Origin of the sequence: Paenibacillus sp. FSL R5-0923, from assembly GCF_038009145.1 — a bacterium.
Taxonomy (GTDB): domain Bacteria; phylum Bacillota; class Bacilli; order Paenibacillales; family Paenibacillaceae; genus Paenibacillus_AQ.
This window is the reverse complement of record NZ_JBBPAT010000001.1, coordinates 1,863,886-1,887,554: the sequence shown is the minus strand read 5'-3', so window position 1 is coordinate 1,887,554 and position 23,669 is coordinate 1,863,886. Positions and strand designations below refer to the sequence as shown.

Here is a 23,669-nt window from a genome sequence, read left to right as displayed (position 1 = left end):
GCATTCACATTGTTTTGTTAGCATAATCTACTTGAGTTACTCCGCAAAACTTGCATCGTCAGCATTCACTTCGTTTTGCTTCCCATCCCCACCATCATACCTTGTCATGTTGCAGTTTGTACATCTTCCCACGCCAAAAGCAGGCGCTTTATTCCTTCCTCCAGCTCCACAGCATTCAGATGGGCAAAAGCAAAACATGCGGCTGGCTCCCCCGGCGAAACTTGATATAACGCCACATCTCTGAAATCCGTGCCGCGCCTGCGCGCTGCCGCCCGGAATGCCACGAACTCTTCTCTACTGCGTAGCCACCGCGCATATACTTGCAGCCCCGCATCTCCAGGCAGCAGCTCAAACAGCTCATTAAGCTGTTCTGACAGCATTGCCCTAAGGATGCGACCGCGTTCACCATAAATGCGGGTCATCCGACGCAGATGACGGCCATAGCCGCCGGTATTCATAAACCGTGCCAATGCCCGCTGTTCCAGCAGTCCGACTGGTAAAGGCTCATATAGCGCCTTGGCGGCGATCGTCGGTTTTACCAGAGAGGGTGGAAGCACTGCAAAGCCAAGCCGAAGGCCAGAGAACATCGTGTTTGAGAAGGAGCCAATATACACGACCCGTTCTCCGCGATCTAGCGCTTTTAATGGCTCGATTGGACGTCCTGACCACCGAAACTCACTGTCATAATCATCTTCAATGATTACCGCTTCATGTCGCTGCGCCCATTCCAGCAAGATACGCCTCCGTTCCAAAGGGAGCACCACACCTGTAGGAAATTGGCGACTTGGTGTAACAAACAACAGACGCGCATCCCAATCCTCCGGAATTAGACCGCTATCATCCAGCTTTCCTACCAGCAATCGTCCCCCATTGATCTCTACCGCTCGGCGAATCCCATGGAAACCCGGATCCTCGACAACCGCTTCGTTCCCTGCATCCAGCAGCAGCTGGGTCAAAATAACGATGCCTTGCATCGAACCGCTAAACAATACGATATGCTCTACATCCGCACGAATCCCACGGGTAATCCGCAGATGCGCAGCGATAGCTTTGCGAAGCCCTTCATCTCCTTCGGGAGGACAAGTGCTTTGCAGCATACCGCCTTCTTTCCCTCCAGCATACGTTAGCGCACTGCGCCATTCGGCGTAAGGAAAGTGCTCCATCCGCATACCGCCGCTAAGGAAGCTTACAACATTCTTGCTATGCTGCACGTACAAGGGTGTCGGGCGCGTGAGCAGTCGTTCTCCCCATGCCGAAAGTGGGATCGTTCTCTCAGATGCAGGGCCTCCCCCAGCAGCATCTGCCACCTCACCCAAAGTAACATTTTCACGCTTATTATCTCCAGAAGCTGAAACAAAGCTATCTTTTGATACGAATGTCCCCCGTCCAGTCACCGTCCTTACATAACCATCAGCGAGCAACATTTCATACACCTGCGAGACCGATCCGCGCGACAAGTCATAGTGCATAGCCAGACTTCGTGTAGACGGCAGCTGAGTGCCACCCGGGAGAGTTCCCTCCAATATTCCAGCGCGAAGTGCATGATATAACGCTAAATATTTGTAGCGGTGTATCGCCAGATATTGATCGAATGCCAGCGTAATATTCATTGTTTCCCTCCTTGGCCAGCAAGTGGTCCATTAAAAACTATCTTAATTGGTCCTTTTTAATTGTCAACTACTCTACTATTCTTGAAAGAACATCTACATCGGAGCAAATGCTCTACACTATTAAGAAAAAGGACGTGAACCCTATGCGCAGAAAAGAATTTCAAGTAGATCAGGAGGAAGAATTGATCTCTTTTCTAGACGGAATGAGCTTCGGTTTTCTCGGTACAAGCGATGAACAGGGGCTACCGCGGGTGACACCGCTGAATTTTGTATATACAGATGGTTGTTTCTATTTCCACGGTAGTCATGCTGGTGGCAAAATGAAGGCGATCCGCAATCAGCAGAAGGTCTGCTTTACCGTAGCGGATGAGTATGCACTGATTCCGTCTTATTTTAGCGATCCAGAGATGGCCTGCCCAGCAACCGCATATTTTAAAAGTGTTACCGCCTATGGCATAGCCGAGCCCGTCGAAGACATTAGCGAAAAAGCCATCGTACTCTCCTTATTTATGAAAAAACTCCAGCCCGAGGGCGGCTATAATCAGATAGATGCAGAGGACCCTAAATACCGTCCCCGTCTAAAGGGCGTCGCGGTAGTGCGCATTACCCCAGATGAGATCACGGCGAAGTTTAAGTTTGGGCAGAATCTAAAAGAAGAAGGACGTTCCGGGGTCATTTCCGGCCTATCTGAAAGAAATCATCCACGTGATGAAGAAACCATTGAAATGATGAAAAAATACTGCCCCTACCACTCCGAATAATAGATAAGGATAAACCAGTTTCTCGTTCAAAATAAGCGCTACGTATAGTGTAAAACTTAAACTTCCTTAAATTTTAAAAAAACGTATCTTTCCAAGTGACGGTTGCAAGTGGCGGTGATATAATGTTAGGCAATGTTAACAGTATGTATCCCCAAAGAACCCTGGAAGGATGAAACTGATGAATCCACTAGCTGGACAATTAAACGAAAGTATCAAAGCAGGAAATGAACATGTATATGATATGCTCTCTACGCTTGGCAAAGAAATTTACTTCCCTAAGGAGGGTATCCTGAGTCAATCTGCTGAAGCAGGAGCTCATGCCAAGAAATACAACGCAACCATCGGTATTGCTACTGAAGGTGGTGTGCCTATGCACCTCGGCGTCATTCAGGATAAACTTTCCGCTTACAGCCCTAAGGATCTGTATAGTTACGCTCCTCCAGCAGGTAAACCAGAGCTACGTACTGTATGGCGTGAAAAGATGCTGCGCGAAAATAAATCGCTAGAAGGTAAAACCATCAGCAATCCTGTTGTAACCAATGCCCTGACTCATGGGCTTAGCATTGTCGCTGACCTCTTCGCAGAGCCAGGTGACGCTATTATCTACCCAGATAAGAACTGGGAAAACTATGAACTCACCTTCGGAATTCGCCGCCATGGGGATACCGTTAATTATCCACTTTTCACAGAAGAAATGACCTTTAACAGTGCGGGTCTTGAAGATGCGCTGCTAGCTCAAAAAGAACGTGGAAAAGCGATCGTTCTGCTGAACTTCCCTAACAATCCTACAGGATATACTCCAGGGATTAAAGAAGGCGATGAAATCGTCGCAGCTATCCTTCGTGCGGCTGAGGAAGGTATTAACGTGGTTGTCGTAAGTGATGATGCCTACTTCGGACTGTTCTTTGAAGACTCACTAAAGGAATCCTTATTCGGTAAGCTTGCTCATCTGCACCCACGTGTGCTTCCAATCAAAATTGACGGTGCGACCAAAGAAGAATTCGTCTGGGGCTTCCGTGTTGGCTTCATCACTTATGCCTCTGAAGACAAGGATTTGCTGGCTGCATTGGAGCAAAAAACACTAGGCATTATTCGCGCTACTATTTCCAGCGGTGCACACCCATCACAGACCTTCGTACTGGATGCACTGAAATCTCCACAATTCGAAGAACAGAAGGAAGAGAAGTTCCAAATCATGAAGGGCCGTGCGAATAAAGTAAAAGCACTGCTCGATAGCGGCAAATACGGCGATGATGTATGGACGTATTATCCTTTTAACTCCGGCTACTTCATGTGTCTGAAGCTGCATACTGTTTCGGCTGAAGCTCTTCGACTTCACCTGATCCATAATTACGGACTGGGCACTATCGCTCTGGGTGAAACAGATCTGCGGATTGCTTTCTCTTGTATCGAAGAAGAACAGCTCGAAGATCTGTTTGATCTTGTATACGCAGGCGTTCGTGATCTGGAAAAAGCTTAACAAATCTTTCATACTCCTTCCAATCAGCTCCGTTTCTACGGGGCTGATTTTTTTCTGGACTCCTCCGGCATTGGCCTATACATGCTTCTCACTCCGCACATACAATACGATGTACTCAAGTACAACACACACCGAAAGGGGAATGAACATGAGCGAAGAAGTAAGAGGCGGATTTAACGGTTGTTGTGGAGGCGGCGGATTCACAAGCACTGGCGCCATTCTGGTTCTCTTTATCCTGCTGGTTATCATCAGCCGTTCACTCTTTGTCTAACTAGAGATGACAGTCTCGGGAGAGAGCCTTGAGCTCTTTCCCTTTTCCAGTACTACACCTCATTCCCCACACAAAAAAAGGCTCCCTCATCCGTAGAATCCTCTACTTTTGAGAAAGCCTTTTTTATTTTGAAGTAACTCCCTACAAATCCTCGTCAGCCATCTTTGCCGCTTTGCGGGACAAGTATCCCTTAAACAGAAAGGATACCAGAACCCCTGCTGCAAAGGTACCAATCACTGGTAGTAGACGGTCGCCTATAGAGGCTAAGAAAGGTAAACCAAGAATCAGTGCCACTACCAGATGCGCGCGGAATACGAATTGCGTTGTGTTATCCGCCTTACTGCCTTCAGGAAAGGGATACACTGTCAACCAAAAAGACTCACTATGCAATTTGCGGAGTGCCGACAATTGTACACCAATAATGAACAGGAAGAACAAATAGATGGCTGTACCGAAGTAACTGTCATGGTTCAACCAATTCAGCAGCAAAGCCAGCACCGAAATCCGCATAATGATTCCGAAGATATCTCCTCGGGCGAAGCTTTTGGTCAGCAGATAGCGGTAAGCCGTATCCTTACGCCAAGGCAGCCGAGCCCCCCATTTGGAAAGATAACGACGAGGATATACCCGTTGCTCACGGCCCGGTACATCCACGAACCAACCCAGAACCATCAGGGCGCGTCCACCTTGATTTTTTTCCATGGCGATTAGTCTTTCCCAAGGTACGGCGTGGCGTCCAGGTACGGATAGTGCAACAAGATAGGCTGCAGCTAATAGCGCCATAAATATCAGGCTTCTACCGGCAGGCTGCCACAACCAAGCGGCAATAATTAATCCTCCTACTGCCCAGCGTAAGAAAGTGAATATGCCTGCCATCGGACGCGACAGCATAGCTATCTCTTTCCATAAGCCGTAACTCGCGATTAGCTTCACAGCAATCAGAATCAATATTGTAAATAACAGCCGCTTAGGCGAGTCATCTGTACGTATGTACAACGGCCAAAGGGTAATGAGTACAAATAACAATCGAACAATCTTCCATACGTTTCCACTCACCCACGAAGGTGCGAAATATTCCTTCATTCGATGTCCTTGAGGCAATAGAAAGATCGTATCCGGAGTCTGCAAATAGGTGCGGAAGCTGCTATTTACTGCTGCAGGCAGCAGTATTGCAAGCATAATCCAGCGGATGGGAATGCCTTCAGGCACATTCTGTAACAACGATGTATACCAAGCAGAGAAGACAATCAATACAAAGAGGAAGACCATAGCTACGCCGCTTTGAATGATATATCCCACATAAGGAAGCATACTTCCCATGAATCGACCTCGCCGCGTGCGCCGCAGCTCTTTCAAATCCATATTATTTCCCTCCCTGAACCAGCTCGTAGAACAGCTGCTCCAAAGTCAGCCCCTGTAGTCCAGTGGTTGCCGCAATTTCTGCCAGCGTTCCCTGAGCAATCACCTTACCTCTATGCAGCACAATAAAGCGGTCGCAATAATTCTCAATGGTAGAAAGAATATGAGAGCTAAGCAGAATAGAGGAGCCTGATTTTTTCAGATCCATCATGAAATCAAGCAGAGAGCGAATCCCGAGCGGATCCAGTCCTAAAAAGGGCTCATCGATCACATATAACGCAGGGCGTGCCACGAAAGCGCACATGATCATGACCTTCTGCTTCATCCCTTTGGATAGATGAGTCGACAACGTGTCCATCTTATCTTCCATATGGAACAGCTTGGCTAGATGTAAGGTGCGAGTTTCGTAGTCACTTTGTTCTACCCCATACGCTCTTGCTGTAAATTCAACATGCTCACGTACTGTCATTTCATCATACAGAAGAGGCGATTCAGGTACAAAACTCAAAGCATTGTGATATCCGATGGGATCTTCAGCACGAGTCTTACCCTTTACTGTGATATCGCCCTTATGGGGCGACATCAATCCTAGAATATGCTTCATGGTCGTACTTTTTCCTGCTCCATTTAAACCAATTAAACCAACCATCTCGCCAGGCTGCACCTGAAGTGCAATATCATGCAGCACCGGCTTATTCAGGCTGTATCCACCACTGAGGCCCGTAATTTGCAATACGGGAGAATTATTCATTGACCGTCACCTCTCGGAGTTTTGTCTTTCAACCACTTTGGTGCTCCTTTATTCTTACGGTTCTTCTCACGTTCCGCATTGCTGCTGCGTTTACTTCGTGCAGGAGTAGCACCTCCACGCGCGCCTGCAGAAGGATTCACACTGCGCTGAGAATCGCGCTGTGATTCTACGCTTGCCTCACTTGTCTGGATCGTTGCCAGTCTTTTAACAGGTTGCTGCTCTGTGCTGGTTGTAGACGGCTGAGTTCCTGCATTCCCAGATGTTCGCGTCTGTGGCTTACTGCTGCGCGGAGAAGAAGCATCGCGGCGTTGTCCGTTGCTCTCATTTCGTCCCCGTCCACTATTCAAAGCGTTGCGCGCTTCATCTGCTGCTAGCACCTTGCCACCGACCATTTCTCGCTCTTCAAGGGCAATATCCAGTTCACGCGCAAATTTACGCATAATAAAGGTCTGCTGCTCTGTCACAATCGTTACGGATAATCCGCGTTTTCCCATCCGACCCGTACGACCCGCACGGTGTACATAATGCTCGGAATCAAAGGCAGGATCGAAGCTTACTACCAGTGACAAATTCTCAATATCCAGTCCTCTGGCAGCTACATCACTGGCAACAAGCACACGGAATTTCCCTTCGCGGAAACGTGACAGTACATTACTGCGCGTTACTTTATCAGCATCACCGTAAAGTGCGGCTGCGGTCAGTCCAAGATGGTTTAGCTTAGCCTCTACCTCTGCAATATCATCAGTCGCATTCACGAACACAATCGCCTTATCTGGATTGTAATGACGGATGACCCGACGCAGCATGTCTATTTTGTTGCGTTCTTCAGTAACAACGTAGTGATGCTCTAAACTCTCTGCTGTCATGACACCAGGAGCAATTCCAACCTCTGCCGGGTTCTTCATTTCACGATTTGCCAAGGCTTTTGTCTCCGGACCAATGGTTGCAGACAGCATAACGAGCTGGCGTGAACGCAGTGCGCTGCTAACAATTTTCGTTACCTCTCCGGCCCCGCTTAGCTGAAACATTTGGTCCGCTTCATCTAGAACAATCGTGCTGACTTCATGCATCTTTAACTTGCGAAGACCAATCAATTCGCGAATCCGGCCAGGGGTTCCCACGACAAGCTGTGGATGCTCACGCAGTTTGTCAATCTGGCGTTTGATGGCTGCCCCGCCAATAAGACCCATTACTCGAATCCCACGGTGTTCGCCATAACGTTCCGCCTCACGTAAGATTTGCATCGCCAGCTCCTGTGTAGGGGCGAGCACCAGCTTTTGGACCACCTTCTGCTCCGGGTTGATCGTTTGAAGCAGAGGCAACAGATAGGCCAAGGTCTTACCCGTTCCAGTCTGGGAAGCAGCAATAACATCTCTTCCCTCCAGCAGAAGTGGAATCGTCTGCTCTTGTACAGGGGATGGAGCGTTAATACCGAATTCCGACAATCGGGCAACTAGGTCTTCCTGAATGCCGATAGCCGCAAAAGAAGCTTTATTCATAAGTGTAATTCATCCTTTTCGCTTGAGATAATATCTTCATTATATGCCAAAAAGGCCTCTCCACCAAATGGAAGGCCAATAATGCTGACGGCAGGCTCTATTTTCTGTTCATCGCATTATAAGTAAGCTTGTCCGCCAAGCGAGGAAACAGACCATAAAGCCGAATACCAAACCCTGCCAGACCCGGAAGATCAATCTCTTCTTTGCCAGTTTCCATGACCTTTACGATCTTGGAAGAGACATGTTCTGGTGTCATCATCATCCGAGCTACGCTCTTTTCATAATTGCCGGAAGGGTCAGCCGTCTTGAAAAAATCAGTGGCAATGGGACCAGGGTTCACAGCCGAGACGATGATTCCGCTCTTCCGCAGCTCCTGACGGAGTGCATTCGTGAATCCGAGAACAGCATGCTTGGTGGCTGTATAGGCTACCGATTTGGCTGTACCGATCTTCCCTGCCATAGAAGCCACATTTACGATCTGGCCACTTCCCCGCTCTAACATATGTGGAACAACAGCCTTCGTACAGCGAACAATCCCCATATAGTTAACATCCATCATATCATCAAACTCATGAGGCTCCATCTCTGTAAAAGCGGCGAATTTACCGTAACCAGCATTATTTAGCAAAATATCAATTCTGCCGTAAGTCGCCAAAATTTGAGCAAAGGTCTCTTGTACACCGTCGGCATCTGTTACATCGCATGTATACAGTCCAAAAACGCCCGGAATACCGGCCGCCGTTTCTTTCAACTTCGCTTCGGAACGTGCCAAAAGGATCGGAATCGCACCTTGCTTACTAAGCATTTGTGCGGTTAATGCACCAATACCGCTGGATGCTCCTGTAATCACAACAACCTTATCTTTAAGTACCATAAAAAGTATTTCAGCTCCTAACTCTTGCCTAAGAGATCATCACCTGAATATCCATCTCTCCAACCCCATCCATCAACAATGGAATACTAAGTGCTCTGCGAGGCAAAAAGGACATGCTCTCAAGCTTCATAATTTGGGGAGGACTTATATCCACTGAAACCCCCTGATTATATAGAATCGTACTAGCATTCCCACTGATCATATTGCCCAGCTCTGAAATTGCACTCTGACCCATCTCATCCATCTCCGTAATCACATAGCCGCCCATCATAATCGATACCATTCGCAAGGCTACCTGCTCTGCGATACCAAATATAATATTTCCGCTCAGCTGGCCTGTCATTCCCACTTGAATCCATATATGATTATCGATCAGTTCAATTTCTTTGATGCCTAAATTCCCAGTGGAAGGCGAGACCTGAATCACTTGTTCTATAACTGTCCGTGCAGATTCTAAAAACGGATTAATTACTTCTGCTTTCATGAAAGTCCTGTCTCCCCCTTTATCGTGCTTTAGTCATATACCAAAAGTCCCAAGTAATATGGATTTATTATACTTTATATATCGGCACAATTCAGCAAAAATTAATGTACATGTCGAATTCGAACCCAAGTTTGTTTATGTTGCAACATTGCTCTGTCGGGTATTATCTCCTATAATTTAAATCAAATGCCAACATGGAACGTAATATTTCACCCCATCACTTTCATATTTGCTTGTCCAAAGGAGGTATTCCATGAACATCAGCCAGCTGGAGACACTAATAACGATCTCCAAAACGATGAGCTTTCGCAAGGCCGGAGAACTGCTTAACTTGACCCAACCAGCGGTTTCAGCACAAATCAAGAGCCTTGAAGAAGAGTTCAAAACACAGCTGGTTGACCGGAACCAGCCTGTTACGTTAACCGATCGAGGAACTGTATTTCTGGAGCATGCGGAACAAATTGTGACGATTGTCGAGGAGCTTAAACAGAGACTTGCGGACCTTGAAGATAATCCCCAAGGACATATTATTCTCGGCACTACTACCTCTATCGCCATTCAAATTTTGCCGCGTATTTTGTCCTATTTTAAAGACCAGTTCCCTCATATCAAAACATCTATTTCCTCTATGTCCTCGTCTCAAATTTATCAACATGTCGAGAATGGCATTGTCGATGTCGGCATTGGCTATTTGATCGGACGAAGTCCGAGTATGACTACTTCCATTCTTTACTATGATACATTCGAGTTAGTGGTCTCACCTAGACACCCCCTAGCTCAAGTTAAGACTGCAGGAATAGAAGCCCTAAACAAAACCCCGCTAATTCTGCTCTCACCGGATACAGTGGGCCGTAAATTTGCCGACGAGGTATTCTCCAAGCATGGCATAGAGCCACAGGTAATTATGGAACTGACCAGCAGCGAGGAAGTGAAACGGATGGTAGAACTCGATTTAGGTGCAGCCATTATTTCCAAGCAGTCAGTGACCGCTGAGGTGCGAGCCGGTTCCCTCAAAATTGTGCCTATTATTGAATTGGAAGTCACACATCCTGTTGGGGTCATAACGAAGTCTGGAAAATACGTGAACTCAGCCATGAGACAGTTTCTCAGTGATCTCAAAGGTATGCCGGAGACACAATTTATTGGGTCTGAATAAAAAACACCCAATAGTGGAATCGATACTTCTGAGCTAATTGCATAACCTTGTTTAAAGGAGTTGATCTTGATGAAATTTGACCTGCATACACATCATTTTCGCTGTGGCCATGCTAATGGAACGATTAGAGATTATATCGAAGCCGGAATTTCAGCAGGTTTAGGGGTAATAGGCATTTCTGATCACACCCCATATTTCGGAAGCCCTTCCGAGCAAGCTTTTCCTCTAATTGCTATGGGTAAGTCCGAATTCTCAAACTATGTTGAGGAAGTCCTCTCCCTCAAAAAAGAATACGAAGGTGTAATCGACGTTCTGCTAGGTATTGAATCAGACTACTTCCCTGAGCATGCCGAGCTTTACCGCAAAACATTATCCGCCTACCCTTTTGATTATGTGATTGGATCGGTACATAGTGTTGGTGGCGTCAGTATCTTTAACAAGGGTCGCTGGAAAGGGCTTAGCAAAAATGAACAGATTCGTGTGAAGTCTGATTATTATCGATTGATTGCTGATTCCGCCCGCAGTGGCATGTTTCAAATTCTCGGACACATTGATGCGATGAAGGGAAATTATCCTGCTTTTTCAGAAATCCCTGCTCCAAAGCCAATTGATGACTGTCTGCAAGTAATTAGTGAATGCGGCGTGGCGATCGAAATTAATACCTCAGGCGGAACCAAGCTGGTTGGCGGTTGGTATCCCTCAGAAGATATACTGGAGCGTGCACATCATTTTGGCGTTGAGGTTACTTTCGGTTCGGATGCGCATAAGCCGTCCCGAGTCGCAGAAGACCTAGATGCTGTAGCTGCACAGCTAAAAGCGATAGGTTTTACGCATTGGGTTTATTACAAGCAGCGCGAGAAAATTAAAGTTTCACTGTAAAGACTTCTTATATTTCGAACAAATGCACCAAGCGTTATTGGTTTAGGGGTGGGGTTACCCTCCGTTAAACCAATCTCCGCTTGGTGCATTGTCGTTTATTTATAGGTTGTCGCAGGTAAACCCTTGCTGCTTCAGGGTGCGCTTCGCATCCCCATATTCCGGGTTGATATCGTAAAAATGAGCAATCGTGCTCGTCCAATCTCTCTCCGTTAATCCCTGCTGCTGCATATATTCACGGTGGGTTTGATTATACGCCTCCAGGAGACCTTCCACATCCGGATTGTATTGTTCCTCATGAAACACCGCTTCCAGCGGCAGCCGCGGCTTCTGTGCGGTCTCTTCGGCTGGATATCCAACACAGAGCCCGACGATAGGAAATACGTACTCCGGCAGCTTCAACAGATCAATAACGCCTGCTGTATTGCGCCGGACACCCCCAATAGGGATGATCCCAAGTCCCATGGATTCTGCCGCTGCAATCGCGTTAGCCACTGAGATACCAACATCTGTAGCTCCAACGAGCAGAGCATCTACATCTTTTACCGCTTCAAAAGACTTGCCTTCCATTTTACTTGCTAATTTCGCTCTATGGAAGTCCATGCAGAACACCAGAAAGATGGGGGCTGCTGCTACATGCTTCTGATTGCCGCATAAGACCGAAAGCTGCTGCTTACGTGCAGGATCCTTGATAGCTATAATGGAGACCTGCTGTCCATGAACCCATGAGGGCGCTGCTTGGGCCGATTCGATCATTATCTTTAGCTTATCCGGCTCCACTTGTAGATCAGAATACTGCCGGAAAGAACGGTGATTCATTAACGTCTGTATTACATCATTCAAAATATTACGCCTCCTTCTCAATTCATTCGACTGTTTGTTAATCATAAACGATCGGATTAGGTCCTGACAAAAAAAATGGACCCGAATCATCGGGTCCCAAAGCAGTATATTTTTAAAAGGGGGTCATGTACTTAGTTTAACCGGACACTGTTAGAGTTTCATAACGGCATTATTTCATTTGTGTAACAATGTGAATACTTTCATTACATCGTCCAAGGAGCCTACTCTGGGCATCACTCGCTCCAGCATCATGCCGTTCTTAAGCATCACACGTTCGGATCTAATATTATCTCCTCGGCAGCGCCCTTCGATCCGCGTGATTCCAAGCGTATGAACACTGTAATTTAAAAATAAGCCAACCGCCTCTGTCGCCAATCCGCCTCCCCAGTACACCGGGTCTAGCATATATCCTAAAGTGGCCTTGCCCTCACGGCGGTTCCAATGCTGTAAAGCAACAATACCGATCAACTTCTGCTGCTCCTTCAAATAGATACCCGCATGTAACGCGCAAGGATCGAATGCGAATAACATCCGGTTCACCAGCTTCTCCACCTGAGCAAGGTCTGATCCAGCTCCGGTGCGTATTTGAATATGAGCTTGCACTTCTGGGTGGGAGAGCAGTTGCTGCAAATGACAGGCATCCTCGGGCGGAATCATCCTAAGGTCAACCGCCACACCTTGTTGCGTCTGGAACGATACTGCCTCATAAGTGCTCATACTCTCTCCTCCATGCAGCTAAAATATCAGCCTATTCATCCGATGAATGGTGCAATGTCAGCACCGTTAATTCAGGCCTACATAGAAAACGAAAAGGCATGACTGTTTCGCCAAAACCTCTATTCACATACACTGGCATGCGCTTGGTATCTGTATAATACAATCCATTTATGTACTTTTGAGACCCATAAGGGGTGAATGGCGCACCTACAAACGGCAGGCGAATCTGTCCTCCATGGCTGTGCCCGGATACCTGTAGGTGAAATGAATGAGCCTCTGCTATATCAGCATAATCCGGTTCATGCATCATCAGAACGGTAAAGGTTCCTGCAGGCACACCCTTGAGTGCCTTCACAGGGTCAGGCTCGCCATGCAGCAGATCATCCAGTCCGGTCACAGCCATAACTGCCCCGCCTCTTTTTAGAAGATAAGATTCATTCCTTAGCACCCGGAACCCAGCAGATGTAAACAACTCGATAATCCGCTTCGTATTCTTGAAATCATGGTTGCCTAGCACCGCATATTTTCCTAGTGGAGCATTCAGCTCTGCCAATACAGGTATGGCATCTACAAGATCCTCAGGGTTGCTGTCCACGATGTCGCCTGTAAAGCATATAAGATCCGGTTCCTCCTTAGCGATACGCTCTGCAAGTCGAGCCAGATCACGGGCATCCTTATTAAACCCAAGGTGAGTATCACTGAAATGGACAACCTTCATGCCTGAAAAAGCAGAGGGAATATCTTTAAAGGACAACTTCAGCTTAGTAACCTGAATCCAGTTGGGCTCCCCTTGCCAAGCGTAACCACTTGTGAGCAAGCCTGCGCCGATTACAGTAGCCGCACCTCGAACCAGGAATTGCCGGCGGGTCATTGTTGTCTTGCCCTTAGATTGACGTCCAGAGGCGCTAGAGTGGATGTCTTTACCTGAATGATTATTTTTCTTATTGGGAGAAGCCCCAGACGATTGTATCTTCATACGGAGTTTCTCCTTCCCTTCAGCTTTCGTTTAGAGCCGTCAGTACAATTCGACATTCTTCCTCTGGCGTATCACGGTATGCGGGTGCGATGCCTCTCTTAGCAATTTCTGATTGTTGGACTCGTTTCAGCATAAAGGCTACTTCCACCGTCTTCTGAAAGGGAAAAGGATCCAGCACTAACGTTGACTTATCTTTCCACTCCACGGTTATCGTACGACCTGAAGTAAAACTGAAATCTTCACTGCCAGAGAATCCTTCACGCCACCATGGATGCTCCTCAGATTTCGGGCTACCCGGTTCATTTAAAGCCAAATATAGAGATAAGTCATCGCAGAATTCCAAAAGACGGGCATCATAATACAGCTCATCTTCACCAATCGGTTTGGATACTTCCAGTTCTCGGTGAATACGGGATCTACGTTCCTCTTCATGCTCTTGATATAAAGTCAGTTCTGGATAATCCAGTCCCGAAATCTTAATGAGTCGTTCAAAATGCAAGCTGCACAAAAGCGCTCCATAAGGTGTCCGCGCCTCGATCTCATCAAGTCCTCGCTTATAAAAGGTCAGCTTCGGCACTACAGGAAAATCAATAAAGCTGTAAGGCGCGTGTTCCGCATCGTTCCAAAAGGGCGTCTCATCCAGATCAATCCAGCCCCGGTCATGTTCAGCTACCGCCCAAAGCACCTCATCCCGGCGTCCTTCTTCTGGCACATGCTCTTCCTTAAACCAAATGGCAAGCTCTCCAGCTAACTTCCCGTGATCATGCTGTTTAACCATTACAATTGCTCCATCATGCTCCCGACAAATCACGATTATTCCTCCCTGTTGTTCCACATCTAACGTACGTTAACAATGGATATTATAGCATATGCTATTCATTCTTCTGAGCTAGACGAATTTCCTATTCCCTACCAATTATAAACAAAAAAGCTATCCTCAGCGAATATAAATCCACCATTGAGGATAGCTCCATATTAAAGATCCGGCGGTACTACTTATTACACACCTAACCAGCGTTTGAACATATGTTTTGTCGTCTGCTTATTAATTTCTGCAATGGAGGTGGTAAGAGGAATACCTTTTGGACAAGCGCGCACACAGTTCTGTGAGTTACCACAACCGTCAATACCGCCATCTTCCATCAATGCGTCCAATCTTTCATCCGCATTCATTTCACCTGTAGGATGAGCATTGAACAGGCGTACTTGAGAGATGGCTGCGGGTCCGATGAAATCCGTCTTCTCGTTGACATTCGGACAAGCTTCCAAGCATACGCCGCAAGTCATACACTTAGATAATTCATAAGCCCACTGCCGTTTCTTCTCCGGCATACGTGGTCCCGGCCCAAGGTCATACGTACCATCGATTGGAATCCAGGCCTTTACTCGTTTAAGTGCGTTGAACATCCGGGTACGGTCAATCACTAAGTCACGCACCACCGGAAATGTCTTCATTGGCTCAATGCGTACAGGTTGTTCCAGATTGTCTATAAGCGCTGCGCAGGCTTGGCGAGGTTTGCCGTTGATCACCATCGAGCAAGCTCCGCATACTTCTTCTAGACAGTTGGAATCCCAGCATACCGGAACGGTGCTGTCACCTTTGGCATTCACAGGGTTACGCTGAATTTCCATCAAAGCACTGATTACATTCATACCCGGACGATAAGGGAGCTCAAATTCCTCAACATAAGATGAGCTTTGTGGATCGTCCTGGCGGGTGATGATAAACTTTACGTTTTTGGGAGCTGTAGCAGTTTCCGCCATAATGGTTCCCTCCTCAAATTGCCTAATTTTATTTCATTAAGCTTGCCTCGCAAGCTGTTTCACTGCTGGAAAGATTAATCCTTCGAATAATCACGGACCCGTGGAGGGATCAGTGAGACATCGACTTCGTCGTAAGAGATTTGCGGACCGTCTGCAGTCCAAGCTGCTTTCGTGGTCTTCAAGAATTCCTCATCATTACGATCCGGGAATTCCGGCTTGTAATGAGCGCCGCGGCTCTCATTGCGCATAAGCGCTCCCAGTGTCATCGCTTCGGACAGCTCCAGCATGTTCCATAGCTGACGGGTGAAAGCTACACCTTGGTTATTCCAGCGTGACGTATCGTTCATATTGATATTGCGATAGCGTTCTTTAAGCTCTTTGATTTTGCCAATGGTCGCTTCCAGCTTCGGATTGTGCCGTACAACCGTCATATTGGCGGTCATCCATTCGCCCAGTTCCTTGTGAATCACATAAGCATTCTCTGTACCTGACATCGCTAGCAGAGACTCATATTTGTCCGTCTGCTTTTTTTGGAAGCTATCATAGACAGAAGAAGAGATATCTTGTGACGATTTCTTCAGACCTTTGATGTATTCAACAGCCTTTGGTCCAGCAACCATACCACCGTAAATGGCAGATACCAGAGAGTTAGCGCCTAGACGATTCGCTCCATGATATTGGTATTCACATTCGCCTGCCGCAAACAGACCAGGAATGTTTGTCATTTGGTTGTAATCAACCCACATACCGCCCATGGAATAGTGCACAGCCGGGAAGATTTTCATCGGTATTTTACGAGGGTCATCCCCCATGAACTTTTCGTAAATTTCAATAATCCCGCCAAGCTTCACGTCCAGCTCTTTCGGGTCCTTGTGAGAGAGGTCCAAATACACCATGTTCTCACCGTTAATGCCCAGCCCTTGATCCACACACACATTAAAAATCTCACGTGTAGCAATATCGCGCGGCACCAAGTTACCGTAGGCTGGATATTTCTCTTCAAGGAAATACCACGGCTTTCCATCTTTATAAGTCCAGATGCGGCCGCCTTCACCACGTGCTGATTCCGACATTAAGCGGAGCTTGTCATCTCCTGGAATAGCCGTTGGGTGAATCTGGATAAATTCTCCGTTGGCATAATGTACGCCCTGTTGGTACACCGCACTTGCTGCTGTGCCTGTATTAATTACGGAGTTCGTTGTTTTACCAAAAATAATACCAGGCCCGCCGCTAGCCAAAATAACAGCGTCTGCAGGAAAAGTCTCAATCTCCATCGTCTTGAGATTCTGGGCACTTATGCCGCGGCATACACCTTCGTCGTCGACGATGGCCGAGAGGAACTCCCAGTTCTCACGTTTCGTTACAAGACCTTCGGACTCCCAGCGGCGCACTTGCTCATCCAGCGCATACAAAAGCTGTTGGCCTGTCGTTGCGCCAGCAAATGCAGTGCGGTGACGCTTCGTTCCGCCGAAACGACGGAAGTCGAGTAATCCCTCAGGTGTGCGGTTGAACATTACGCCCATCCGGTCCATAAGGTGGATGATACCCGGTGCTGCTTCACACATCGCCTTGACCGGTGGCTGATTCGCCAGGAAGTCACCGCCGTAAACGGTATCGTCGAAGTGCTCCCAAGGAGAGTCGCCCTCCCCTTTCGTATTTACCGCGCCGTTGATGCCGCCTTGCGCACAAACGGAGTGTGATCTTTTTACAGGCACTAATGAGAATAATTGAACATGCGCACCGGACTCCGCTGCCTTGATGGTAGCCATCAGGCCGGCCAGACCGCCACCCACGATAATGATATTTGCTGTTGCCATGATAGTTCACTCCCTTTATTGAAAATATCAGAAAGGATTCTGGAATCTAGTCCTGAGAGGATAATTACTTAGATGAAAGTCTTTATGGACTGAGCTATGGAAGCTGCGGTTTGAAATTCAGCATCACGGAAAGTGACTAGCGAAATGAGGAACATAAACGTTACAAGAACAAATATACCGAGACAAAGGTAAGAGGATACCCGCTGTGAACGAGGTCCTACCGTGATTCCCCAGCTGATCAAGAAAGACCATAGGCCGTTTGAGAAGTGAAAGCATGCTGCAACGATACCGATAATGTACAGTGTCAACATCAGTGGTTGAGTCACGATATCATGCATCAGACCGCCCAGCTCTTCATGCTCTACACTACCAACTGCCACCTGAACCCGGGTTTGGAACAAATGCCAGACTATAAAGATAAAGGTAATAATTCCTGTAATACGTTGCAGCGTATAACGCCAGTTTCTTTCAATGTTGAAACGGTTCAAGTTCGGCTTGGATTGATAGGCAATATACAGTCCATATACGCCATGGTACAGCAGAGGTAGCCATATACCGAACAATTCCAGGAAGAAGACAAGCGGCAGGCTGTTCAGCCATATCACGCTGTCAGTGAAACCGGAAGCGCCACCCTCTACAGCCGCAAAATTCGTCATCATGTGCTCAATGAAGAAAGCTCCAAGCGGGATAACGCCTAGCAAGGAATGAATCTTTCTGGAATAAAATCCTTTCATACAAAGTAACCCCTTTCCGATTAAAACAGCGTTTTCATTATTGTGTATTCACCGCCGGAACTACATTTGACACAGGATAACGTAGACTATGTCATGACAAAACGTCTATATTTACCGCTATCCTTGGTTTCCCGGACTTTGTTTTCTTTTTCACAAAATGTGAATATCTTGTGTCACTTTTCATGTTACTCCTTTTTCCCTTATAAGGGAATTGCAATCTAATTATTAAACGTTATACAATAAACGCATAAGAATAGATTTTATATGATAATAATTCTCATTTAGAGAAACAACATTTTCCGACAAATCTTTTATTTCCTTATGGAGCAAGAAGTATTGTCTTCATGGCTATGAATTTCGTCACTACTGTTTATAGATTGCACTACGAGAGGAACATAAATATGTTTGACGATTTAGATGTTTTTGCAGCGGTTGTGGAGCACTCCAGCTTGAATCGGGCCTCCCGCCAGCTCAATCTGTCCCAACCTGCCCTATCTCGTAAAATCTCCAAGCTGGAAGAACGGCTGGGTGTCGCGCTATTTAATCGTTATGGCAAGCGTCTGGAGTTAACCGAGGTTGGGCGTCTTACTTATTCCTACGCACTTGAACAACGACAGCAGCGCTCTAAATTTCTGGAGGCTTTGTCAAAATACAAAGAAGGCGAGCCTAAGCTCGTCACCTTAGGGGCGTCACTTACCTCACTGCAGACCACTCTGCCTCCACTAGTTAACGCATATATGGAGAAATACCCAACTGCGGAGCTGAAGCTAATCACAGGCCGAACACATGAAATTGTCTCCTCTGTCAGTGAAGGAAAGTCAGATATAGGTCTGATCGCTTCCTCTATTCAAGAACCTGGACTGCGCTGTATTTCTCTGTTTGAGGATCAGCTTCGACTGGTTGTTTCTGAGCATCATCCTCTGAATCAATCTACCAAGCTAACCATGGATGATCTGTCCCGACTGCCTATGATCCTGTTCTCCAAAGGCACCTGGTACCGACGTCTAACAGACGATCTGTTCCAGCGCTGTGGAATTGATCCAGACGTTCGGATGGAGATTGACTCCTTCGAAGCTATCGTGCGGCTGCTGCCGACAGTCAATGTGGCAGCGTTACTGCCCAAGTCTTATCTGCGTCCGCAGCTGTTAAACGGCGGTGGGCTGGTCTCTCTGCATATTAAGGAGCTGGAGCAGACTCAGCGAACTACCTGTCTGATTTACCGTGACGATGGGAGCCTGAGCACAGCGGCCCGCAGCCTCGTGCAGGTCACAGAAGAGATGTTTCTGACGGAACGAGAGAAATAGTACATACCTCTGCGTGCAGCCTTAATTAAAAAAGCCCTCCGTCCCATGTAAAGGACGGAGGGCTTATCTATTTAATCTTGGTTTACAACTTCATCCTCAAATCGATCAATACTTTCATTAGAACCAATGATTACCATAACGTCGCCCTCACTCAAATGATCATGTGCCGTTGGAGCCACTATAATTCCACTTTCCCGGTTCAGGGCAACAATACTGCAGCCATATTTCGCTCTTGTATTTAAATCTGACAAGCTTTTCCCGTTCATGCAAGACGGAACGGTTAGCTCGACGATTTTATAATCCTTGGACAGTTCAATATAATCCAGCAAATTGGGTGTCACGAGCTGATGTGCCACACGAATGCCCATATCCCGCTCCGGAAAAATAACCCGGTCCACGCCCAGCCTGGACAACGCACGACCATGAAGGATCGAGATCGCCTTGGCTACTACTTGCTTGACTCCAATCTCTTTTAACAAAATCGCCGCCAGAATACTTCGTTCCATATTGTCGCCAATCGCTACAATCCCACAGTCAAAGTTCCGTACGCCGAGCGAGCGCATAATTCCTTCATCTGTAGCATCAGCCACTACCGCATGCGTCAGGTGATCGCTCATTTCCTCCACACGCTCCTCATGGTGATCAATGCCGAGCACCTCGTAGCCCATTTCCATCAGCTCAAGTGCAAGGCTTGAGCCAAAGCGGCCTAAACCGATTACTACAAATTGCTGTGCTTTCATTTCGGATTAACTCCTATCCAATAATTATTTTACCTTCTGGGTGCTTATACAATGGTTTACCCTGTTTAGGTCCAAGCGCATACACTAATGTTAATGGACCTAGCCGACCTGCAAACATGGTCAGACAGATCAGAATCTTGCCGAAGATAGACAGTTCAGGTGTCAGCCCCATGGTTAGTCCCACCGTGGCAAAAGCTGAGGTCGTCTCAAATAATATCGCTAAGAAATTACTATCCTCTGTTGTGGACAGTAACATCGACACCGTGAGGACCAATAGCAAAGCGAGTAATGTTAGCGTCAACGCTTTATAGATACGCTCCTGCGCCAATCGGTAGCGGAACAGTACAACATCTTCACGTCCGCGCAGCATCGCGATTACTGCACCAATCATAATCGTAAAGGTTGTAGTCTTGACCCCGCCACCTGTTGATCCTGGAGATGCACCAATAAACATAAGAATAACCATAAAGAACTGTGAGGCTTGCCGCAGTCCGGCAATATCCACCGTATTGGCGCCAGCGGTTCGGGGCGATACCGACTGAAAGAATGCCGATAATATTTTGCCGCCGAAATTTAAATTCCCCAGTGTGCGCTGATTCGTAAATTCAAATATAAAAATAACCAAAGCGCCGATAAGAATAAGCCCTGCAGTGGTGGAGAGTACAACTTTGCTATGCAAAGATAATTTACGTTTGACACGAAACTCCACCAGATCCGACATGACAATAAAACCAATACCGCCAGAGACAATCAGAAACATCACCACGATGTTCACTAGCGGGTCATATACATAATCGGTTAAACTCCGGAAATCCCCGAAAATATCAAATCCAGCATTATTAAACATAGACACCGCATGAAATATTCCAAAATAAATGGCCTTTCCCAGTGGCATATCAAACGCCCAGCGTATGGACAGAAGCACCGCTGCACAGCCTTCGATGACCAAGGAATAAATAAGTACTCTCCGGATCAGTCGAACAATCCCCTCCATAGAGCCTTGGTTCATTGCTTCCTGAAGGATCAGTCTGTCCCGCAAGGAAATTTTGCGTTTCATCATCATGGCAAATAAGGTCGCCATTGTCATAAACCCTAAGCCACCAACCTGGATAAGCACCATAATTACGGTTTTCCCAAAAATGGTGAATGTCGTACCGGTGTCCAGCACCACAAGTCCTGTCACACAGGTGGCCGATGTTGCAGTAAACAACGCATCAATAAAACTCACAACATTCCCACTGGTACTCGAAATGGGAAGCATTAGCAGCAAGGCTCCAATCAGAATGATCGATGCAAAACCAAGCACCATAATCTGAGGCGGAGAGAGCTTCAGGAACTTTGATTCAGAAACCCTGCGAAACTGTGAAGCCACTACGCTCACCCTCTTATCAAAATTTAAAGAATTCCAACAAAAAAAGCACTGGAAAACCAATGCTACCCTTGGTTCCTGCAGTAAATTAGCCTACGAGGTTAGCTGACGGATTCGGACTGTGCAGGCTGCCCTATTCGTTCCTAGAACGAAATTCACCCCTGATGAATAAAGACAACGCCTATGGCGTATACTCATCTTTTCATTACTTCTTATGGTTCCCCCGTTTTCACCTGAAATTCGGCTATATACAATTGCATACAAATTATATATGTTATTTCGATAAATCACAAAGACACTATTAATGGTGATTCATATGAAAAATGCGGTTTGGAGAGGATGTACCACTAAGAGTGCCTTTTCTCATCACTTTTCCGTGTTTTCCCTGCAATTGCATCGATTTTCATGAAAAATGAAGAAATAATCACCTTAAATTCATGGTATATATTCAGCTACCTATTCTATAATATCTCTATTACCCATAAAAAGAATATACGATGATTTTTGTAACTATCATGGCACTAATACTATAATGGAACATAACATTGTCAGTTTACAAGGAGGCGTTACATGAATCCCGTTGGCCAGCCATTACAGCAACGTGCCCTCTCCATGAGGCTCATCATCTCGGGCATTATCGGTCTTATTCTATTTATTATGTTTCAGATTGCTCCCTCGGTGCTAAATAGCCCTGCTGGGGAAGATACTACTGTCATCAGTAAGGCGGAAGCCCGCGACAAAGCCATATCATTCGCAGAACAAAAGCTGAACTACACCAAAGCACCAACCGATCAGTGGAATGTACTGTACGATACGGACTCTTCCTTTTATGGTTATATGTCCCGCGAGAAGCTTTTGGAGGACTATACAAAAAAGAAATTGGATCAACGATATCCTTTTGACATCTTTCGTGTAACACTTAGTCCTTCAGCGGAACAAGAGCCACTGATCTCTGTTGACCTCAATATGTATACTGGTGCAGTTGTCGCTTTCACACAAGGTGCAGAAGGATCAGGTACCGGATTACCAAACAATGTATCCACCAGTGCAAAAGAAGAGGACAAGGGTACTACCTTATCACTTGCACAAAAAGAAAATCTTGCCCGTCCCTGGCTTCAGGAATGGGATGTAAATCCCGCCAAGCTACAAATTGAATCGAATACGGGAAACTACGGGCTCGTGTATACAGATCGTTCCGTTCAGATCGGCGAATCCTTACTACACTATTATTTCGATTTCACTGGCGAACAGGTATCCAGCTTTAAAGCAGGATTCACCGCTCCAGCCTGGCATACCTCCTATGTAAAGGACCAGACCTCTCTCGCGGAAAAGTTTACTTTATTCGGCTACGGTTTGCCTACTTTAGCTTTAGGAATTCTGGCACTCATCTACAGCATACTTAGAAGAGAACATACCTCCTTTAAGCGTGGAATATTCCTAAGCTCAGCTTATTTTGTAATCATGATGATCAGCACCTATAATATGCTCCCTGAATCCTCAGGCGAAGGACTCGAGGCTCAGATAACTTCCGTCATAATGTTCATCATTTATGCCTTATATAGCCTCCTAATGTCCTCCCTGCTCTATTTTTCTTTAGTTGGAGGGGACGGCCTATGGAAAAAAGAAGAGGGAATGAACCCATGGCCTCGTGCTAAAGAGCCTGGCTATGGAAAATATGTTCTGGATAGTATCCGGGCTGGATACGTCTGGGCATTCGTGCTGCTAGGGGTGCAGACCCTTATGTTCATCGTATTATCACTTACCTTGCAGAACTGGTCCACTACTGACGCTACTCAATCTCCTTACAACATGAGATATGCTTGGCTGCTGCCCATCGTTGCATGGCTCGCTGGTTTATCCGAGGAAGCCATTTATCGTTTTTTCGGAATTCCTATGTTGAAAAAAGTATTCCGAAGCACGTTCATTGCTTGCCTGATCACCACGCTGGTTTGGGCGTTTGGCCATACGCTGTATCCGATCTACCCCATCAGTTCCCGTCCTATTGAGCTGACCGTGATTGGTTTGCTCTTTAGCTATATTTTCCTTCGTTACGGCTTTATTGCCGTCATGTTCAGTCACGTCGTGTTTGACAGCATTCTGATGGGCGCTACGCTGATCTTTATGAAGGAAAGCGTGAATGTAGGGGCTGGTATCTTCGCGATTATCATGCCGTTCATAGTCGCCTACATCGTCTATCGGTTTAATCCACCGCAAAAATCAGAACCTAAGCCGGTTGAACCTACATCTGTAATTTAAACCTATAATTAAAAAAGGTGTCACAGCA

At 46.6% G+C, this 23,669-nt stretch carries 22 protein-coding genes and 1 riboswitch; of the genes, 7 read left to right on the top strand and 15 right to left on the bottom strand.

Annotated features, from left to right (window positions below; all coding sequences use genetic code 11):
- Positions 1-104: 104 nt before the first annotated feature.
- A complete protein-coding gene (pdxR, locus tag MKX35_RS08480; protein ID WP_076300329.1) occupies positions 105-1,610 on the bottom strand; it encodes a MocR-like pyridoxine biosynthesis transcription factor PdxR in 1,506 nt (501 codons plus the stop codon).
- Positions 1,611-1,753: 143 nt separating this feature from the next.
- Here pdxR and MKX35_RS08475 point away from each other — a divergent pair, with 143 nt between their 5' ends.
- The 3 genes from MKX35_RS08475 (at position 1,754) to MKX35_RS08465 (ending at position 4,122) form a co-directional block, all read left to right on the top strand.
- Positions 1,754-2,371 (top strand): pyridoxamine 5'-phosphate oxidase family protein, encoded by a 618-nt coding sequence (locus tag MKX35_RS08475; protein ID WP_042191524.1) that lies wholly within the window; start codon positions 1,754-1,756, stop codon positions 2,369-2,371.
- Positions 2,372-2,549: 178 nt separating this feature from the next.
- Positions 2,550-3,851, top strand: coding sequence for an aminotransferase class I/II-fold pyridoxal phosphate-dependent enzyme (locus MKX35_RS08470; RefSeq protein ID WP_076300330.1), 1,302 nt, complete (start codon positions 2,550-2,552; stop codon positions 3,849-3,851).
- A gap of 148 nt (positions 3,852-3,999) precedes the next feature.
- Complete coding sequence (locus tag MKX35_RS08465) at positions 4,000-4,122, top strand: YjcZ family sporulation protein (RefSeq protein ID WP_218641867.1); 123 nt, start codon at positions 4,000-4,002, stop codon at positions 4,120-4,122.
- Positions 4,123-4,263: 141 nt separating this feature from the next.
- Here the strand turns inward: MKX35_RS08465 and MKX35_RS08460 are convergent, their stop codons facing one another.
- The 5 genes from MKX35_RS08460 to MKX35_RS08440 form a co-directional block, all read right to left on the bottom strand.
- Positions 4,264-5,484: an ABC transporter permease gene (locus tag MKX35_RS08460; RefSeq protein WP_076300331.1), complete on the bottom strand. Its 1,221-nt coding sequence runs from the start codon at positions 5,482-5,484 to the stop codon at positions 4,264-4,266.
- A gap of 1 nt (position 5,485) precedes the next feature.
- Positions 5,486-6,232: an ABC transporter ATP-binding protein gene (locus MKX35_RS08455; RefSeq protein WP_076285232.1), complete on the bottom strand. Its 747-nt coding sequence runs from the start codon at positions 6,230-6,232 to the stop codon at positions 5,486-5,488.
- Positions 6,229-7,731: a DEAD/DEAH box helicase gene (locus tag MKX35_RS08450; RefSeq protein WP_076300332.1), complete on the bottom strand. Its 1,503-nt coding sequence runs from the start codon at positions 7,729-7,731 to the stop codon at positions 6,229-6,231. Before MKX35_RS08450 ends, MKX35_RS08455 begins: the two co-directional genes overlap by 4 nt.
- A gap of 97 nt (positions 7,732-7,828) precedes the next feature.
- Positions 7,829-8,605 (bottom strand): SDR family NAD(P)-dependent oxidoreductase, encoded by a 777-nt coding sequence (locus MKX35_RS08445; RefSeq protein ID WP_076300333.1) that lies wholly within the window; start codon positions 8,603-8,605, stop codon positions 7,829-7,831.
- A 28-nt stretch (positions 8,606-8,633) separates the two neighbouring features.
- Positions 8,634-9,089, bottom strand: coding sequence for a chemotaxis protein CheX (locus MKX35_RS08440; RefSeq protein WP_042130872.1), 456 nt, complete (start codon positions 9,087-9,089; stop codon positions 8,634-8,636).
- Between the two features lie 253 nt (positions 9,090-9,342).
- Between MKX35_RS08440 and MKX35_RS08435 the strand changes: the two genes are divergently transcribed.
- Complete coding sequence (locus MKX35_RS08435) at positions 9,343-10,245, top strand: LysR family transcriptional regulator (RefSeq protein WP_042191539.1); 903 nt, start codon at positions 9,343-9,345, stop codon at positions 10,243-10,245.
- Between the two features lie 69 nt (positions 10,246-10,314).
- Entirely contained in the window at positions 10,315-11,124 is an 810-nt protein-coding gene (locus MKX35_RS08430; protein ID WP_076300334.1) for a histidinol-phosphatase, read from the top strand.
- Positions 11,125-11,223: 99 nt separating this feature from the next.
- Here MKX35_RS08430 and MKX35_RS08425 read toward each other — a convergent pair whose 3' ends face one another.
- The 7 genes from MKX35_RS08425 to MKX35_RS08395 all read right to left on the bottom strand — a co-directional run bounded on the left by MKX35_RS08425 (position 11,224) and on the right by MKX35_RS08395 (position 17,972).
- On the bottom strand, positions 11,224-11,964 hold the full coding sequence (locus tag MKX35_RS08425) for an NADPH-dependent oxidoreductase (RefSeq protein ID WP_076300335.1): 741 nt from the start codon (positions 11,962-11,964) through the stop codon (positions 11,224-11,226).
- Between the two features lie 174 nt (positions 11,965-12,138).
- On the bottom strand, positions 12,139-12,681 hold the full coding sequence (locus MKX35_RS08420; protein WP_076300336.1) for a GNAT family N-acetyltransferase: 543 nt from the start codon (positions 12,679-12,681) through the stop codon (positions 12,139-12,141).
- Positions 12,682-12,712: 31 nt separating this feature from the next.
- On the bottom strand, positions 12,713-13,657 hold the full coding sequence (locus tag MKX35_RS08415; RefSeq protein WP_081383009.1) for a metallophosphoesterase: 945 nt from the start codon (positions 13,655-13,657) through the stop codon (positions 12,713-12,715).
- Between the two features lie 19 nt (positions 13,658-13,676).
- Positions 13,677-14,468, bottom strand: a complete 792-nt coding sequence (locus tag MKX35_RS08410) for a DUF3891 family protein (RefSeq protein ID WP_076300337.1) — start codon at positions 14,466-14,468, stop codon at positions 13,677-13,679.
- A 188-nt stretch (positions 14,469-14,656) separates the two neighbouring features.
- On the bottom strand, positions 14,657-15,421 hold the full coding sequence (gene sdhB, locus MKX35_RS08405) for a succinate dehydrogenase iron-sulfur subunit (RefSeq protein WP_042130877.1): 765 nt from the start codon (positions 15,419-15,421) through the stop codon (positions 14,657-14,659).
- Positions 15,422-15,495: 74 nt separating this feature from the next.
- The gene (sdhA, locus tag MKX35_RS08400) at positions 15,496-17,238 is read right to left on the bottom strand and encodes a succinate dehydrogenase flavoprotein subunit (RefSeq protein ID WP_076300338.1); all 1,743 of its coding nucleotides are present in this window, start codon (positions 17,236-17,238) and stop codon (positions 15,496-15,498) included.
- Between the two features lie 68 nt (positions 17,239-17,306).
- The gene (locus MKX35_RS08395) at positions 17,307-17,972 is read right to left on the bottom strand and encodes a succinate dehydrogenase cytochrome b558 subunit (RefSeq protein ID WP_042130879.1); all 666 of its coding nucleotides are present in this window, start codon (positions 17,970-17,972) and stop codon (positions 17,307-17,309) included.
- A gap of 401 nt (positions 17,973-18,373) precedes the next feature.
- Between MKX35_RS08395 and MKX35_RS08390 the strand changes: the two genes are divergently transcribed.
- Positions 18,374-19,276, top strand: coding sequence for a LysR family transcriptional regulator (locus tag MKX35_RS08390; RefSeq protein ID WP_042191552.1), 903 nt, complete (start codon positions 18,374-18,376; stop codon positions 19,274-19,276).
- Positions 19,277-19,347: 71 nt separating this feature from the next.
- Here MKX35_RS08390 and MKX35_RS08385 read toward each other — a convergent pair whose 3' ends face one another.
- On the bottom strand, positions 19,348-20,016 hold the full coding sequence (locus MKX35_RS08385; RefSeq protein WP_076300339.1) for a potassium channel family protein: 669 nt from the start codon (positions 20,014-20,016) through the stop codon (positions 19,348-19,350).
- A 13-nt stretch (positions 20,017-20,029) separates the two neighbouring features.
- Complete coding sequence (locus tag MKX35_RS08380; RefSeq protein ID WP_076300399.1) at positions 20,030-21,325, bottom strand: TrkH family potassium uptake protein; 1,296 nt, start codon at positions 21,323-21,325, stop codon at positions 20,030-20,032.
- A 134-nt stretch (positions 21,326-21,459) separates the two neighbouring features.
- Positions 21,460-21,641: riboswitch (cyclic di-AMP (ydaO/yuaA leader) on the bottom strand.
- A gap of 314 nt (positions 21,642-21,955) precedes the next feature.
- On the opposite strand from MKX35_RS08380, the gene MKX35_RS08375 reads away from it, so the two are divergent.
- Entirely contained in the window at positions 21,956-23,641 is a 1,686-nt protein-coding gene (locus tag MKX35_RS08375; RefSeq protein ID WP_076300340.1) for a CPBP family intramembrane glutamic endopeptidase, read from the top strand.
- The last annotated feature ends 28 nt before the right edge of the window (positions 23,642-23,669 follow it).